At 39.8% G+C, this 15769-nt stretch carries 15 protein-coding genes; 14 read left to right on the top strand and 1 reads right to left on the bottom strand.

What is annotated here, in order from left to right; all coding sequences use genetic code 11:
- Nucleotides 1–95: 95 nt before the first annotated feature.
- The 5 genes from hypB to hypA are packed head-to-tail and all read left to right on the top strand — an operon-like array spanning nucleotide 96 to nucleotide 3577.
- Nucleotides 96–908, top strand: a complete 813-nt coding sequence (hypB, locus tag CVS93_RS07975) for a hydrogenase nickel incorporation protein HypB (RefSeq protein ID WP_107687233.1) — start codon at nucleotides 96–98, stop codon at nucleotides 906–908.
- Nucleotides 908–1147 carry a HypC/HybG/HupF family hydrogenase formation chaperone gene (locus CVS93_RS07970; RefSeq protein WP_054196671.1) on the top strand — a complete coding sequence of 80 codons (240 nt, stop codon included), beginning with the start codon at nucleotides 908–910 and terminating at the stop codon, nucleotides 1145–1147. The genes hypB and CVS93_RS07970 overlap by 1 nt, the downstream gene beginning before the upstream one ends.
- Nucleotides 1147–2235, top strand: coding sequence for a hydrogenase formation protein HypD (gene hypD / locus CVS93_RS07965; protein WP_107687232.1), 1089 nt, complete (start codon nucleotides 1147–1149; stop codon nucleotides 2233–2235). The genes CVS93_RS07970 and hypD overlap by 1 nt, the downstream gene beginning before the upstream one ends.
- An 8-nt stretch (nucleotides 2236–2243) precedes the next feature.
- A complete protein-coding gene (hypE, locus tag CVS93_RS07960) occupies nucleotides 2244–3236 on the top strand; it encodes a hydrogenase expression/formation protein HypE (protein ID WP_107687231.1) in 993 nt (330 codons plus the stop codon).
- Nucleotides 3236–3577, top strand: a complete 342-nt coding sequence (gene hypA / locus CVS93_RS07955) for a hydrogenase maturation nickel metallochaperone HypA (RefSeq protein ID WP_107687230.1) — start codon at nucleotides 3236–3238, stop codon at nucleotides 3575–3577. The genes hypE and hypA overlap by 1 nt, the downstream gene beginning before the upstream one ends.
- A gap of 223 nt (nucleotides 3578–3800) precedes the next feature.
- Here the strand turns inward: hypA and CVS93_RS07950 are convergent, their stop codons facing one another.
- Nucleotides 3801–6266: an AsmA-like C-terminal domain-containing protein gene (locus CVS93_RS07950; RefSeq protein ID WP_107687290.1), complete on the bottom strand. Its 2466-nt coding sequence runs from the start codon at nucleotides 6264–6266 to the stop codon at nucleotides 3801–3803.
- A gap of 73 nt (nucleotides 6267–6339) precedes the next feature.
- Between CVS93_RS07950 and mltG the strand changes: the two genes are divergently transcribed.
- The 9 genes from mltG (at nucleotide 6340) to CVS93_RS09970 (ending at nucleotide 15740) form a co-directional block, all read left to right on the top strand.
- Nucleotides 6340–7284: an endolytic transglycosylase MltG gene (gene mltG / locus CVS93_RS07945; RefSeq protein WP_107687229.1), complete on the top strand. Its 945-nt coding sequence runs from the start codon at nucleotides 6340–6342 to the stop codon at nucleotides 7282–7284.
- 83 nt (nucleotides 7285–7367) lie between these two features.
- On the top strand, nucleotides 7368–9542 hold the full coding sequence (locus tag CVS93_RS07940; RefSeq protein WP_107687228.1) for an NADP-dependent isocitrate dehydrogenase: 2175 nt from the start codon (nucleotides 7368–7370) through the stop codon (nucleotides 9540–9542).
- Between the two features lie 4 nt (nucleotides 9543–9546).
- Nucleotides 9547–10440: a malate dehydrogenase gene (locus CVS93_RS07935; RefSeq protein WP_107687227.1), complete on the top strand. Its 894-nt coding sequence runs from the start codon at nucleotides 9547–9549 to the stop codon at nucleotides 10438–10440.
- Nucleotides 10441–10448: 8 nt separating this feature from the next.
- The gene (locus CVS93_RS07930; protein WP_085657315.1) at nucleotides 10449–10760 is read left to right on the top strand and encodes a 4Fe-4S dicluster domain-containing protein; all 312 of its coding nucleotides are present in this window, start codon (nucleotides 10449–10451) and stop codon (nucleotides 10758–10760) included.
- A complete protein-coding gene (locus tag CVS93_RS07925) occupies nucleotides 10757–11887 on the top strand; it encodes a 2-oxoglutarate synthase subunit alpha (RefSeq protein WP_107687226.1) in 1131 nt (376 codons plus the stop codon). The genes CVS93_RS07930 and CVS93_RS07925 overlap by 4 nt, the downstream gene beginning before the upstream one ends.
- A complete protein-coding gene (locus CVS93_RS07920) occupies nucleotides 11877–12722 on the top strand; it encodes a 2-oxoglutarate ferredoxin oxidoreductase subunit beta (protein WP_107687225.1) in 846 nt (281 codons plus the stop codon). The genes CVS93_RS07925 and CVS93_RS07920 overlap by 11 nt, the downstream gene beginning before the upstream one ends.
- A complete protein-coding gene (locus tag CVS93_RS07915) occupies nucleotides 12719–13270 on the top strand; it encodes a 2-oxoacid:acceptor oxidoreductase family protein (protein WP_107687224.1) in 552 nt (183 codons plus the stop codon). The genes CVS93_RS07920 and CVS93_RS07915 overlap by 4 nt, the downstream gene beginning before the upstream one ends.
- Nucleotides 13271–13551: 281 nt before the next feature.
- Nucleotides 13552–14982, top strand: coding sequence for a TonB-dependent receptor plug domain-containing protein (locus CVS93_RS07910; RefSeq protein ID WP_234400115.1), 1431 nt, complete (start codon nucleotides 13552–13554; stop codon nucleotides 14980–14982).
- Nucleotides 14928–15740, top strand: coding sequence for a TonB-dependent receptor (locus CVS93_RS09970; RefSeq protein ID WP_320205299.1), 813 nt, complete (start codon nucleotides 14928–14930; stop codon nucleotides 15738–15740). Before CVS93_RS07910 ends, CVS93_RS09970 begins: the two co-directional genes overlap by 55 nt.
- Nucleotides 15741–15769: the final 29 nt, after the last annotated feature.

Here is a 15769-nt window from a genome sequence, read left to right as displayed (position 1 = left end):
TAATTTTGATCTATTTGCAAAAACTCCTAAATTTTAATTTTATTTTTAAATTTAAGAGTTAAAATCTCCATAAATTAATAAAAAAGGATGAAAAAATGTGTAAAGATTGCGGTTGTTCAATGGGTAATCACGCCCACGTTCACACTCACGCTGATGGCACCACTCACTCGCACCAACACACTCATGATGGGCATACAGATCACGCTCATGACGCGCACGAACATAGCCACGAGGCTCACGCACACCCTGTGCTAAACGAGAGCAAAACCATAGACGTGATAGAGAAAATTCTCTCTGAAAATGATAAAGAAGCTGCCCACAACAGAGCTCATCTTGATGAAAGAAAGATACTTTGCGTAAATTTGATGAGTAGTCCTGGTGCTGGCAAGACCACGCTTTTAGAGGCTACGATAAAGGCTGGTAAGTTTAAAGTAGGCGTTGTTGAGGGCGATTTGGAGACAAATCAAGATGCTGATCGCATAGTAAAAGCTGGCGCAAAGGCTTATCAGATAAGCACAGGTCAGACCTGTCACTTGGACGCATTTATGGTGCATGAAGGGCTTCATCATTTGCCGCTAAACGAGCTTGATCTAGTCTTTATAGAAAATGTTGGAAATTTAGTCTGTCCTGCAAGCTACGATGTTGGCTCACATTTTAACGCTGTGCTTCTTTCAGTGCCAGAGGGCGATGACAAAGTGAGCAAATATCCAGTGATGTTTAGGGCTGCTGACGTGCTTTTAATCACAAAAGCTTCGCTTGCGCCACACTTTGACTTTGATATAGAGAGAGTGAAAAACGATGCTAGAAAGCTAAATCCAAAGGTTGACATCTTTGTGATAGATAGCAAAACAGGCGAGGGCATTGATAAGTGGATAAGTTATTTGGAATTTAAAAAAGAGCTAAGATAATGTGCCTCTCAATCCCTTCAAAAGTAATAGAAATAGATGAAAATAACGTTGCTACCGTTGAAACCTTGGGCGTTACTAGAAAGGTAAGCCTAGACCTTATATCTGAAGAGGTAAAAGTAGGCGAATACGTGCTAATTCACGTTGGATATGCTATGCAAAAGATCGATACGCAGTTTGCGCTTGAAAGCTTAGAGGTCTATCAAAAGATCGCTGATGATATGAACGCGGGGAAAATTTGATGGATCTTATCAATGACTTTCGCGATAAAAATTTAATCCTAGCCCTTTCAAAACTCATCCAAAAAGAGAGCACAAAGCCCCTAAATATCATGGAAATTTGCGGCGGTCATACGCATAGCATTATGAAATTTGCACTGCCAAACTTAGTTGGAGAGCATATAAATTTCGTCCACGGCCCAGGCTGTCCGGTCTGCGTGATGCCAAAGAGCCGCATAGATGAGGCCTGTAAGCTCGCTAGCATGGATAATGTGATCTTTTGCACGCTAGCTGACATGCTAAGAGTGCCTGGCTCAAAGACAAGCTTGCAAAAACTTCGTGGCGAGGGGCATGATATAAGAGCACTTTACACGCCACTTGATGCGCTAAATATAGCTAAGCAAAATCCAGACAAAAAGGTTATATTTTTTGCCATTGGCTTTGAGACAACGACGCCAATGAGCGCAAATTTGGTTGAAAAAGTGGTGCAAGGGGGCATTAAAAATTTATACTTTCATATAAATCACGTAACCGTCCCAGCACCAGTTAGAGCCATAATGAGCGATGAAAACGTGAGGATAGATGCATTTTTAGGCCCAAGCCACGTGAGCGTCATCACCGGAAGTAAAATTTACAAAGAGCTAGCGAGCGAATTTAAAAGACCGATCGCCATTAGTGGTTTTGAGCCGCTTGACATCATGGCAAGTGTGCTAAATTTAGTCCGTCAGCAAAACGCAGGCACATATGAGGTTTATAACGAGTACGCAAGGGCTGTCAAAGAAGAGGGCAACGTCAAGGCAAAAGAGCTCATAGCTAAGTACTTTGAGCCGTGTGACTTTGTCTGGAGAGGCCTTGGCGAGATAGTGCAAAGCGGCATGAAGCTAAAAGATGAGTTTGCCTATCTTGACGCTAGAGTGCAGTTTGACTGCAGCGTAGATAGCGCTGGTGAGAGCAAGGCTTGCATTTGTGGGCAAATTTTAAGAGGGCTAGCAAAGCCAACAGAGTGTAAAGTCTTTGGCAAGGTTTGTAATCCGCAAAATCCGATAGGATCGTGCATGGTTTCAAGCGAGGGCGCTTGTGCGGCATATTTTAAATATGCAAGAGTTGGTTAAGGAATTTAATGAAAAAGATAATGCTAAGCCACGGCGGCGGCGGCGAGGAGATGAACTCGCTTATAAACGAGACAATATTTAAGATCTTTGATAACGAAATTTTAAGGCAGAGCAACGACTCAGCGATATTAAATTTAAACGGCAAGATCGCATTTAGCTCTGATAGCTTTGTGGTAACTCCCATTTTTTTTAACGGCGGCGATATCGGCAAGATCGCGGCTTGCGGCACGATAAACGACCTAGCGATGGTTGGAGCAAGCGCAAAATACCTAAGCTGCTCGCTCATCATCGAAGAGGGACTTAGTATAGAGGAGCTTGAAAAGGTGCTTGACTCGCTTGCAAAAACTTGTAAAGATAGCGCTGTGAGCGTAGTTTGTGGCGATACAAAGGTCGTACCAAAGGGCAAATGCGATAAAATCTTTATAAACACAGCAGGCATAGGCGAGATAGTTTGCGAAGGCGTGGAGCTTAAAAATTTAAAAGCAGGGGCTAAAATTTTAATCTCTGGAGATGTTGGTAGACACGGCGGCGTGGTGCTTGCAGCAAGAGAGGAATTTGAGCTTGGACTTGATCTAAAAAGTGACTGTAAGAGCCTAAAAGAGGTTGCTTTGAGGCTATTTGAGGCTGGTATAAAACCGCAGTGCATGCGTGATGCGACAAGGGGCGGACTAAGTGCAGTGCTAAATGAGTGGGCTAAATTTAGTAAATTTGACATCTTAGTTTTTGAAGAAAATATCAAGGTCGAAGACGAAGTGATGGGCGTTTGTGAGCTGTTTGGGTTTGAACCTTATGAGCTCGCAAATGAGGGTACTTTTGTGATGGCGGTTGATGAGAGCCAGGCTGAAGAGGCACTTAAAATTTTAAGAGAATTTGATAAAAACGCGATGATAATTGGCAAGGTAATGGAGGCCAAAAACGAGCGTGTCATCATCGAAAATGCCTATAAATCAAGAAGATTTCTCGAGCCGCCAAAGGGCGAGCTACTACCAAGGATCTGCTAATGCACGAGCTTAGTATCGTTCAAAATTTAGTCAGCCTTTGCGAGAAAAACGCCACCAAAGAAAATGCCAAAGAGATAAGTAAAATCGAGATAAAGGTTGGCCGTTTAAGCGGAGTGGAGCCTCATTATTTGCAGAGTGCATTTGATGTTTATAAGGCTGGCACGATCTGCGAAAACGCTGAGCTTGTCATAAATTTACAAGGCATTGTGATCGAGTGTTTGGAGTGTGGATTTGGCGGGGAGCTTAATGAAAATGACTTCACCTGTCCAAAGTGTAAAAGCCAAAATTTAAAGGTAACTGACGGCGAAGATATGTATCTGATGCGTCTTGAGATGAAGTAAATTTTACATATTTTTATATGTAAAATTTTTATGTTTTTATCAAAATATTTTAATAGTTGTAGTATCAAAAAATAGCTATCAAGGCCTTGATCTTTAGCTTTCGATATCCTTTTTACGCGCTTTGCGAGCCGAGGATAATATATATAATCAAAAATGAGTGCCACTCTTGGCTTTAGAAGCAGCCAATAATTTTTCTATAATTTCCATGCGTTGCAGATTTAAACTACTCAAATATCAAAAACGGAGCCTGAATCACGTTTCTTATTATCTTTAGTGGCGAGAGCAGGGCGTCTTGCAATATCTGCGTCGAGTATTCAGGCTTGTCGGTAGTGCCTCGTATTGCGATGACGGTTGAGAGCGAGCGGTCCTTACCAAGTATTATTTGATTTACCAGTGGAATTTTATCAATGATACTGCTAGCATCTTTTAGTAGCTTTAGCTCAAGGTCGATGTTTATCTTTTTACTCTTTAGGTCGATCGTGCCACGTCCGCCGATATCAGCACTTGTTCCTATCATTTCAATCGCTAAAAATTCAATCATATCGCCCTTTCTAGTGAGTAAAATTTTGCCATTTTTAACAGTAAAGCCTTTGTCGTTAAAGTCAGGTGTTTTAAAGCTAAGAAGCGATGGTACCGAGTTTAGGAAGCTAAGCAACTTTTGATAAAAGATGTAGTCCTTAAGATATGTTCCAAAAAATCTTACCTCTGCCTTAAAATCTTTTGTGCTTTCTCCAAGAAGTTTTAAGCGAAATTTACCGCCCTCAAAGCTCTTGATACCAAAAAGATCGTTGATAAATTCGCCGCTTATGTCGGTTGCGTCTAAGTTTATACTCTTTTCGTCATTAAAATAGCCAACTCTTCCTTGCTGAGCTAGGCCATTTAGTGAGATGCTTTTACCATTTTTCTCAGCACTAAAGCTAGTAAATGGTAGTGTTTTGTTTAAATCTTTTAAAATAATATCGCCGTTTCTTGCCAAGAGCTCAAGCGGTGTGCTTTGCTCACTGGTTTCGTTATCGTCAAGCACTAGCAAATTTAGATCTTTAGTTTTTACGCTTATGGCTTTTTCTTTTATGTCTAGGCTTAGCTTTTTACTCGCGCTATCTACCTTTACACCAGCTTTTGAGACTAAAATTTTAAGATCATCGTTTTCATATTTTGAACCATTTTTATCTAAAAACGGCAAATCAAAGTTTGCCTCTTTGGCAAAAATTTCAAGATCAGTAAAATCCTTACTTTTTATACTAAGTTCATCAAAACCATGCACGCCGTTTTGCTTTAAAACAGGCGAGCTCTCTATGAAAAATTTACTATTTTTTGTTGATATTTTACTTTCACTGCCAAAGCTCATATCAAGCCCAAATGGCTCTATCTTAAGCAAAGTTTCACCAGCCTTGCTAAAGTCTAAAAATGCGCTAAATGGCTCATTTTTAAAGGCTAAAATTTCATCATTTTTCTCTTTTAGATCAAAGCTTTCTATCACGCCTTTTATCTCGCCAGTACTTTTTTGTAAATTTATATCGGCCTTGGCATTTGCCTTAAAAAACTCAAGTCCAAAGCCAGTAGCATCGATGCTTAAATTTGTCGTATTGATGAGCTTTACGAGAGCATTTTTGGTATTAAATTTACTTCCAGCAATCTCTAAAACCGCGTCACTTAGCTTAAATTCTCCATTTGCGATGACGCTTTTTTCATCAAAATTTTCTAAGCTTTTCTCATCAAGCTTTATCAAAATTTTTAAGCTAGCATCCATTTTTCCGCTAAGCTGCCTTACTGGCACGATGATCTTATAGGCTTTTAATATCTCGTTTATAGCTTCATCATAGATCGATTTTGTCTTTATAAAAAGCTCTAAATTTGCGCTTTTTTCATCAAAGATATTATTTATCACAACGCTTGAGCCATCAAGCTTTTTGCCCTTGTAAATAGGCGAAATAAGATCAAATTTAAGCTTTGAGTTTTTAAGCGTGATATTTGCCTCACCTACATTTACGGCTGGCAAGCCTTTTTCAAATTTAACGAGCAAATTTTTAGTATTTGCGGTGGCATTTAGATCATTTAGATAAAAGTTATTTTTAGCTAGATCAGCCTTGCCATTTATCTCTTTTAGCTCGTAATCATCAGCAACGATGTATCCATATATCCAGCTTTTAACTTCACTATTTAGCTCTATGCGTCTATCAAGCTCATCAATGAAGTTTTTAATGCTTCCAGCCTCGACATTATAAGCTTTGTAGGTTAAAAATGTATCTTTTAGGGCAAAATTTAGCTTACCGTGCAGCTCATGAGAGGTGAAATTTCCTTCAAATTTATAGTCATTTTTATCAAAATCTGCACTTCCTTCGCCGCTAATGCTGACGTTAAAATCCTTAAAGCTTAAATTTCTAACGCTAAAAAGATCTATTCCGTCTTGTTGTTCGTTTTGGAATTTTATATCCACGTTTAAATAAGGGCTATCAACAAAAAATATATCATCTAAAAACAGAATTTTTAGTTTAAAATCATCGCCTATTTGTACATTTTCAAGTGAAATTTCTTGAAAAATCGTATCTATAAAATCTACGCTTTTACTAAGGTTTAAAAGGCGCTCGTCGCTGTTTTTTTGCTTGCTTTCTTTCTTAAAATTTGGAAGCCTTATCTGCTTTGCTCTTGCAATTATTTTTTTATCTAATTTTATATATAATTGCTCCAATTTTACGCCGTAAAACTCGAAATTGTTAATTTTTATGCCGTATTTTAAAAGTAAGATAAATGAAAGAATCAAGATGATAAAAAATTTTATAAAAAAGCCATATTTAGACATTTTTTTTGATATCGTAGCCATCATTTTCCTAAGTATTTTTGTCTATTTGGCACGCCCTATAAACACAAGCAAGGTCGTTTTTATACCAAAGGGAAGTGTGGGCGAGATTATATCTTATTTAGCTAATCGCAACTTTAACTTAAGCGTGATAGACAAATACGCCATACTTTTTATCGGCTCTCCGCAATCTGGCTGGATAGAGATCGGCCAAGACAAAATTTCAAGGGTTGATTTTTTAAAAAAACTTGCAAAGTCAAAAGCAGCTTTAACCGAGATAACGCTAATACCAGGCGAAACGACTATTGTTTTTTTAAACCAGATCGCTGCTCAGCTAGGACTTGACCCAGTTAAGCTAAATAGCGAATATAACGCCCTTGCTCCAGTGAGTGATGGCTTTTTGATGCCAAATACGTATAAAATTCCAATAAGCATCAGCGAAAGGCACCTTGCTTTTTATCTTGTAAATTCATCAAAAAAGGCTCAAAGCGAGATCAGCAATAAAATTTTTGGCGAATACAATGAGAAAAAATGGTTTAAAATTTTAACGATCGCTTCGATCATTCAAAAAGAAGCGGCAAATGATGCTGAGATGCCACTTGTCGCCTCAGTCATTTATAACCGCCTAAATAAAGGCATGAGGCTGCAAATGGACGGCACACTAAACTATGGAATTTATTCACACGATGTGATCACGGCTGAGCGCATAAGAAGCGATATGAGTGAGTTTAATACCTATCTAAACGACGGCATTCCGCCAAGCCCGGTCTGCTCGGTCTCAATAAGTGCGATCAAAGCGGCGATAAACCCTGCAAAGAGCGATTATTTATACTTTGTGCTTGATAAAAAGGCAAAAAAACACATTTTTTCAAAAACCTTAAGCGAGCACAACCAAAATATAGGAAAATAGAGCTAGAATTTGCAGCAAATGCCTAAAACACAACGAGATTTAATAAAGAAAGTGATAAATTTTAAAAAACCAAAAGGGCTAAAATGAGTGACATTATCTGGACCAAAACTGACGAAGCACCGCTATTTGCAAGCTACTCTCTCTTTCCTATCGTAAAGAGCTTTTTATCACGCGCTGACATTAGCATAACTAGGGCCGATATTAGCCTAGCTGGGAGAATTTTATCTCTTTTTAGCAAAGAGCTTGGACTAAATAAGGTCGATGAGTTGGAGCTTTTAGGCGAGCTAACCAGTCACAAAGAGGCAAATATCATAAAACTGCCAAACATCTCAGCCACGCTTGTTCAGCTAAAAGCAGCGATAGAGGAGCTTAGAAGCAAAGGCATAAACGTGCCTTTTTATCCAGATGAAATTATTACAGACTACGACGAAGAGGTCGCTAAAAAATACCAAAAAGTGCTAGGAAGTGCTGTTAATCCAGTGCTTAGGCAAGGAAACTCAGATAGAAGAGTCTTGCCACCGGTTAAAGAATTTGCCAAAAAGCATCCTCACAGCAATGGCGACTGGGATAAGACAAATAAGACAAAAATTTGCTACATGCAAAAGGGCGATTTTTATAAGAATGAGCGCTCAATTATCGCCAGTAAAGATGAGAAATTTTATGTAAATTTCATAAGTTTGGATGGCAAAAAAGAGCTTTTAAAAGAGCTTGTCGTTCAAGGTGGCGATATTGTAGATGCAACATATTTAAGCGTAAATGAGCTTGATAAATTTTATGAAAGATGTTTTGAAGAGGCAAAAAAAGAGGATTTGACCTTAAGCCTTCATCTAAAATGCACAATGATGAAAGTTAGCGATCCAGTCATCTTTGCTCGCGCGATAAAAAGTTATTTTAAAGAGGTTTTTGAGCTGTTTGGCAATGAGTTTAAAACTCACGGCGTGGAGGCAAAAAACGGACTAAAAGATATGTTTTCTAAAATTTCACAGCTTAAAAATAAAGATGAAATTTTGGCTAAATTTGATGAAATTTTGAGCAAAAAGGCAAAAATTTGGGCGTTAAATGAAAATGCCAGTAATTTTGACATACCAAATGACGTCATAATAGACGCCTCCGTACCAGCACTCATTAGAAACTCTGGCAAGGTAAAAGATAGAAGCGGCGAGCTAAATTTCTCGCTTTGCATGATCCCAGATAGGACCTACGCTAGGGTTTATGAGGCTTGCGTAGCGGACTTTAAGGAGCATGGTGCGCTTGATGTAAGCAGTATAGGCAGCGTAGCAAACGTGGGGCTAATGGCTAAAAAGGCCGAGGAGTATGGCAGTCACGATAAGACTTTTATCGCAAAAGAGGACGGAGAATTTGTAGTTTTTGACGAAGCGGGCAAGAGCGTCTTTAAATTTAGTGTTAAAAGTGGCGATATTTTTAGGATGACGCAGGCAAAAGATGATGCGATAAATGCGTGGTTTGAGCTTGCCTTAAAAAGAGGCGAAATTTCAAAAGATGAGCTTATATTTTGGCTAGATAGCAGCCGTGCTCATGATAGAAATTTGATAGCTAAATTTGAAAAATTTAAAGAAAAATTTGCTTGCGCTGGCGTAAAATTTGAAATTTTAAACTACGAGCAAGCAACTACGAAAACGCTTAGCTTGATAAGAGCTGGCAAAAACGTTATAAGCGTAACTGGTAACGTTTTAAGAGATTATTTAACCGATCTTTTTCCGATCTTTGAGCTAGGTGGTAGCTCAAAAATGCTCTCAGTTGTGCCGCTACTTGCTGGTGGAGCGATGTTTGAGACGGGCGCTGGCGGGACAGCTCCGACGCTTGTAAAAGAGCTAAAAGAGAGAAATCACCTGCTTTGGGATAGCTTAGGCGAGTTTTTAGCGCTTAGTGCTTCGCTCGAGCATCTAGCATTTGCTAAGCAAAAAAAAGAGGCAAAAGAGCTAAGTGATGCGCTAAATAGAGCGGTTGCTAGCTATCTTGATGAAAATAAAACACCAAACGCCACTCTTGATACCAGAGAGTCGCACTTCTATCTAGCGCTATTTTGGGCAAGAGAGATGGCAAAAAGTGGCGGGATCTTAAGTAAAATTTTTGAAAATTTAGCAGACGAGCTAGAGAAAAATAAGAATGAGATTCTAAAAGAGTTAAGACAAAATGATGGTGCAAGCATGGAATTTGGAGGATATTATTTGCCAGATGAAGTAAAAGCAAATGAGGTCATGAGACCAAGTAAAATTTTAAATCAAATAATAGGATGAGAAAATGAAAATAAGTATAGTTGGAGCAGGAAACGTCGGTGCAAGCATAGCTTATGCGCTTTGCATGAGAGAAGTTTGCGATGAGATCGCGCTTGTAGATATATTTGGTGATGTGGCACGTGCAAAAGCAATCGATCTAGCGCAGTCAAGCTGCGTGTTTAACGCAAAAACTATCGTTTGCGGTGGCGATGACTTTATGCTAATAGAGGGCAGTGATATCGTAGTGGTAACTGCTGGAAGTCCAAGAAAAGAGGGTCAAACAAGAGAGGACTTGCTCCTTAAAAATGCCGTTGTTGTAAAACAAACAGCACAAAATATCGCAAAATTTGCACCAAATGCGGTGATAATCGTCGTGACAAATCCGCTTGATGTGATGGTCTGGACGGCTCATAAATTTAGTGGTTTTAGCAAAAATAAAGTGATCGGCATGGCTGGTGAACTAGATGGGGCAAGATGCAGATATGAGCTAGCGCTTCTAAAAGATAAAGATGCAAAAGAGCTAAAGACAAAGATAATTGGCGCTCACAACGACGAGATGATCGTATCAGCTAGTAATATCAGCGAAAATTTAAATGAAAATGAGTTGGCAACTCTTAAAAAAGAGACAAGCACTGGTGGCGCAAAGATCGTTAAGCTCCTTGGCACTTCAGCTTACTACGCACCAGCGGCTGCTGTTGTGAAAATGTGTGAAGCGATCATGGGCAAGAGTGATGAAATTTTAAGTGCTAGCGTGCTTCTTGATGATGAGCTAAGTTGCGGAAGGCTAGTAAGGCTTGGACGCGAGGGCTTAAAAAAAATTTTAGAGCTAAATATAAATGAAAGTGAGCAAGAGCAACTAAGTAAAAGCGAATCTGATATTAGAAAAAACATTAAATTTTTAAAAGAAAATTTGGATTAGGAATATAGATGATAATAAAAGAAAATGTACCTGTTTGGGTCGATGAGAGCAGGTGTAAAGCCTGTGATGTCTGTGTGAGCTACTGCCCAGCAGGCGTGCTAGCGATGAGGCTTGAGCCAAAGGCGGTACTTGGTAAGATGATAGAGGTCGTCTATGCTGACTCATGTATAGGCTGTCGCGACTGCGAGCTTCACTGTCCTGATTTTGCCATTTATGTGGCTGAAAAAGGCTTTAAATTTGCAAAACTAACCGCTGAGAGCAAAGAGCGAGCTGCTGCCGTAAAGGCAAATAAATTTGCAAAGCTTGGAGAGAGCGCATGAGAGAGCTAGTATCAACTGGAAATGCCCTAGTAGCAAGGGCTGCGGTCGAGTGTGGCTGTAACTTCTTTGGCGGATATCCTATCACTCCAAGTAGTGAGATCGCCCACGAGCTAAGCGTACTTTTGCCAAAACATGGCGGCACATTTATACAAATGGAAGATGAGATAGCTGGAATTTCAGTTTCTCTTGGCGCAAGTGCGAGTGGTGCTAAGGCAATGACTGCTAGCTCAGGACCTGGAATTTCACTAAAGGCTGAGCAAATTGGTCTTGGCTTTATCGCTGAGATACCGCTTGTCATCGTAAATGTCATGCGTGGCGGCCCTTCAACTGGCTTGCCAACCCGTGTCGCACAAGGCGATATCTTGCAGGCTAAAAATCCAACTCATGGCGATGTAAATATGATAGTTTTGGCTCCTAGCAGCCTTGAGGAGTGCTATACGCAGACAGTTCGAGCTTTTAATCTTGCAGCTAGATTTATGACGCCAGTTATGCTGCTACTTGATGAGACGATAGGCCACATGCAAGCAAGGGTTAGTTTGCCAGAGATTAGTGAGCTAGAAATTTATAAAAGAAGAGAATTTAGTGGCGAGCCAAAAGAGTATAAACCTTACGAGGCCGCACCAGATGAGCCAGCAACGCTAAATCCTTTTTTTAAAGGCTACCACTACCATATCACTGGGCTTCATCACGGCGCTACTGGCTTTCCAACAGAAGATGGTAAAATCGTTGAATACTCGATGAATAGGCTGTTTAATAAGATAAATTTACACACTGATGAGTGCGAGAGATATGAAGAGTTTATGCTAAATGACGCTGAAATTTGCATCATCGCCTTTGGTAGCGTGGCGCTTTCAGCTAAACAAGCGATCTTAAATTTACGCGAAAAAGGGCTAAAGGTAGGGCTATTTAAGCCTCTCACACTTTTTCCAGCTCCAGCTAAAAAACTAAAAGAGATATCAAATAAATTTAAGAAAATTTTAGTCTGCGAGCTAAATTTAGGCCAGTATAGTGGCGAAATTTCAAAGATCATCTTAAGAGATGACTTTGCAAAACTGCTAAAAGCAAACGGCAGACCGATAAGTCCAAGCGAGATCGAGGCAAAGATAGGAGAAATTTATGGCTTTTAATTACGATAAATATTTACGAACAGATAAAATGCCTACTCTTTGGTGCTGGGGCTGTGGCGACGGCGTCATACTAAAGGCGCTCATCCGAGCTATTGACGCCATGGGTTGGGATATGAACGACGTTTGCGTGGTCTCAGGCATAGGCTGCTCTGGCCGCTTTAGCGGATATTTAGATTGCAACACTATCCACACAACTCACGGCAGAGCCGTAGCTTACGCGACTGGCGTAAAGATGGCAAACCCAGACAAGCACGTCATCGTGGTAACTGGCGATGGCGACGGACTTGCGATCGGTGGCAATCACACGATACACGGATGCCGCCGAAATATCGGGCTAAATCACATCCTAATAAATAACTTCATCTACGCGCTAACAAACTCGCAGACCAGCCCAACCACGCCAAAGGGCATGTGGACGGTCACAGCACAGTACGGCAACATCGATCCTAGCTTTGACGCCTGTAAGCTCGCAACCGCTGCAGGCGCTAGCTTTGTCGCGCGCGGAAGCGTCATCGAGCCAGAGAAGCTCACAAAGCTCTTTGTAGAGGGCTTTAGTCACGATGGATACAGCTTTTTTGATGTATTTTCAAACTGCCATATAAATTTAGGTCGCAAGAACAAAATGGGCGAGGCAGTGAAAAATTTAGAGTGGATAAAGGGTCGTACGACGAGTAAGATCAAATTTGACATGCTAAGTGACGAGGAGAAAGAGGGCATTTTCCCACTTGGTGTGCTGCACAAAGATGAAGAGAAGATAGAGTATACCAAGGCTTACGACATGGTAAGAAGGGCTGCTATGAGCGGCGAGGCGATAAATTTTGAGGAGCTAGCATGAAGTCACAATTAAGATTTGTCGGCGTTGGCGGACAGGGCGTCATACTAGCAGGCGAGATCCTCTCGGCTGCCAAGATAAAAGCAGGCGGATACGGCGTCAAGGCCTCTACCTACACATCTCAGGTGCGTGGTGGCCCAACGAAGGTTGATATCATACTTGATGAGAAAGAAATTTTATATCCTTATGCAAACGATGGCGAGATAGAATTTATGCTAGCAACTGCACAGATAAGCTACGATGCCTTTAAAAGCGGCGTGAAAGAGGGCGGTGCGATCGTTATCGAGCCAAATTTGGTAAAAGTGAGCGATGAAGATAAAAAGCGCTGGAAAATTTATGAAATTCCTATCATCTCTATCGCAAAAGACGAGGTCGGAAATGTCATCACTCAAAGCGTTGTGGCTCTTGGCGTGGCTGTGGCTATGAGTGGATGCATGGATGAAAATTTAGTGCGTGAAGAGATGCTAACAAGTGTACCAGCTAAGGTCAAAGAAGCAAATGCAAAAGCTTACGAGCTAGGCCTAAAATACGCAAAAGAGCTTTTAAAATAAATTTTGGCTAATTTTTAGCCAAAATTCTACTATAAACAGAAAAATCAATTATTACTTTTCTTAAAATTTAAAGCATTACTTTTCGATATAAAAAATTATATTTATAGTATCTATTTATCTTATCAAAGCTATAAAATTTTTAAAAAATAGTTCTCATAATGCCTTATTTCAGCTTTTTTAAATAAAATATATTTTTAAATATTTAATAAATTAATAAATTATATTTGAGATTTGTTTTAGTAACATTTTAGACGTAAAATTTTTTGTAAAAGGAGTAAAAGTTGAGTTACAAAATCTCGGTTGCAACATGTGCTGCACTTTTGATGTGCAGTGGTTTTTTAAGTCAAGTTTTTGCTGTGCAAACGACAAAACTTGAGGGTATCGAAGTAAATTCAGTTGGCGATAACATAAGCGAGAGTGGTATCGATGAGGGAATTTTAAGCAAAAGAGTAGCCGCTGGTCCTTTGGCTGACAAAAAAGTTTTAGATATGCCTTATCAAGTAAATACGATCTCAAAAGAGGTTCTTGATAATCAAGGCGTTCAAGGTTTTGAAGATGCAGTTAGATACTTCCCTTCAGCACAAATTCAATATCGTGGTGGAGCTGAGATCGGTCGCCCACAAACTCGCGGTTTTCAAGGCTCAGTTGTAGGTAACGTCCTTTGGGATGGTTTTTATGCTTCATCAACCACAGCTATACCTATGGCGATGTTTGAGAGTTTGCAAATCCAAAACGGACTTGCCGGTTCGCTTTACGGCGGAGCTACGCCTTCTGGATATTTCCTCTACTCTCGCAAGCGCCCAGTTCCACTTCAAAATATCATCTGGACCGATTACAGCTCAAGGTCAAATTTAGGCGTAGGTCTTGGTACTTCAAACAAATTTGAAAAAGTTGGATATAGGGGTGTCTTTTACTATTCGGGCGGTGAAAAGAATGCTAAAGATAGTAAATTCTCTCGTCGCTTAGCCTCACTAGGACTTGATTTTTATCTTACAGAAGATTTAACGCTTGAGACAAACTTTAGCCACTATGAGCATAAAAACTCAGGTATGCCAGGTGGATTTACTATGCCGCTAACAAACGGCGTAGCTGATTTTAATGTGCCAAGTCCAGTAAAAGATACTAAAAGAGGACTTGAGCAGTCTTTTGGCGGTAATCACCTTAAAACAACGACAGCTAGTATAAAACTAAAATACGCTCCAACAGAGAACTGGTACTTTGAGGGTGGCTATCAGTGGCAAAAGGCTATCAGAGATATGTATGGCACCGATGGAAAATTCTTAAATCAAAATGGAGATTATGAAGTTACTAAAAGTGGTGGCAGTGGTGCATCTGGTAGATTTGATGTAGATAGCTGGTTCTTAAAATGTTTGACAAATTTTGAAACAGGTTCTTTATCACATAATTTTGCTGTAGCTACAAATGGATATCGCTGGACCATTTATAGTGCTAGAAATAGAGGTGGCAGAAAAAATCTTGGTACGTCAAATTTATATAACCCAAGAATCTTTAACGATCCACATGTGGCAAAAGGAAGTGGCAGATATAAAAGTAGTAGTAGCGATATGAAAAATATTTCTGTTGTTGATGATATTAAATTCAATGACTACTTTAGCACAATCTTATCAGTTTCAAGAAGCTGGTTTACAAGCTATAAATTGGACCTTCTAAAGAGAAAAATTACGATAAAAGTGGCTTTAACTACGGTATAAGCCTTATCTATAAGCCAGTTGAAAACTTAAGTCTTTATACTACTTATGCAGATAGTATTTCAAATGAAGGAACTACTTATACATTTGGTGATACCAGCTCTAGAGCAGGTGAAACTTTAACAGTAAAACCATTTAGAAGCAAACAATATGAGATCGGTGCAAAAGCTAGACTGGGTGAGCTTGATCTATCAGCTGCGATCTTTGAGATCAGACGTCCAGTAGCATACCTACTTGGTAGCGGTGCAAGTGCAGATTTTAAAGTTCAAGGCACACAAAGAAACCGCGGCTTTGAGCTAACTACTGGCGGAAAGCTTGTTGATACTTTAAGTATGTATGGTGGCTTTACACTTCTTGATGCTAAGATAAAAAATGCTAAAGACGGTGTGTCTGAGGGTAAAACAGTTATTGGTGAGCCAAAATTTCAAGCAAATGTCTTGTTTGACTACGCAGTTCCTAGCACAAATAAACTTGCATTTACAACAAATTTCCACTATACAGGTAAACGCTACATCGACAATGCTAATGCTCATAGTGTAAATGGCTACTTCACAACAGATGTTGGAGCTAGATACACTACAAAAGCTTGGCTAGGCAAAGAGACAACTATAAGATTTGACATAAATAACCTCTTTAATAAAAAATACTGGGCGGGAATGTTCCCATCTGACGTGAATGGAGAGATACCAGACAGAGAAGGAACCTCACTTTTCTTAGGACAAAGCAGAACCTTCATGCTTTCAGCTCAAGTTAAATTCTAAAACCAAAACTAAAGCCAAATTTATTTTGG

Origin of the sequence: Campylobacter concisus, from assembly GCF_003048535.1 — a bacterium.
GTDB classification, from domain to species: Bacteria; Campylobacterota; Campylobacteria; order Campylobacterales; family Campylobacteraceae; genus Campylobacter_A; species Campylobacter_A concisus_S.
The sequence above is the reverse complement of the archived record's forward strand: the minus strand, read 5'-3'. Positions and strand labels throughout refer to the sequence as shown.